The sequence below is a fragment of the Alteromonas genovensis genome, assembly GCF_010500895.1.
Lineage (GTDB): Bacteria > Pseudomonadota > Gammaproteobacteria > Enterobacterales > Alteromonadaceae > Alteromonas > Alteromonas genovensis.
The window spans coordinates 1-808 of sequence record NZ_JAAAWO010000032.1; the positions used below are offsets into that span (position 1 = coordinate 1).

The following is an 808-nucleotide window of genomic DNA, read 5'->3' on the forward strand; positions in this document are numbered from 1 at the left end:
TTTACAGTGAAATCGAGTAGGTCGGGACACGTGTTATCTTGACTGAATATGGGGGGACCATCCTCCAAGGCTAAATACTCCTAACTGACCGATAGTGAACCAGTACCGTGAGGGAAAGGCGAAAAGAACCCCTGTGAGGGGAGTGAAATAGAACCTGAAACCGTATACGTACAAGCAGTAGGAGCACCTTCGTGGTGTGACTGCGTACCTTTTGTATAATGGGTCAGCGACTTATATTTAGTAGCAAGGTTAAGCGAATAGCGGAGCCGTAGCGAAAGCGAGTGTTAACTGCGCGTTGAGTTGCTAGGTATAGACCCGAAACCCGGTGATCTAGCCATGGGCAGGTTGAAGGTTGAGTAACATCAACTGGAGGACCGAACCGACTAACGTTGAAAAGTTAGCGGATGACTTGTGGCTGGGGGTGAAAGGCCAATCAAACCGGGAGATAGCTGGTTCTCCCCGAAATCTATTTAGGTAGAGCCTCGGACGAATTCCATTGGGGGTAGAGCACTGTTAAGGCTAGGGGGTCATCCCGACTTACCAACCCTTTGCAAACTCCGAATACCAATGAGAACTATCCGGGAGACACACGGCGGGTGCTAACGTCCGTCGTGGAGAGGGAAACAACCCAGACCGCCAGCTAAGGTCCCAAAATATTGCTAAGTGGGAAACGATGTGGGAAGGCATAGACAGCTAGGAGGTTGGCTTAGAAGCAGCCACCCTTTAAAGAAAGCGTAATAGCTCACTAGTCGAGTCGGCCTGCGCGGAAGATGTAACGGGGCTAAGCAATATACCGAAGCTGCGGCAG

General features: G+C 50.6%; 1 rRNA gene. It reads left to right on the forward strand.

The annotated features are described in order from the left end of the window. Positions 1-808 (forward strand): 23S ribosomal RNA (locus GTQ48_RS17440); the annotation flags it as partial.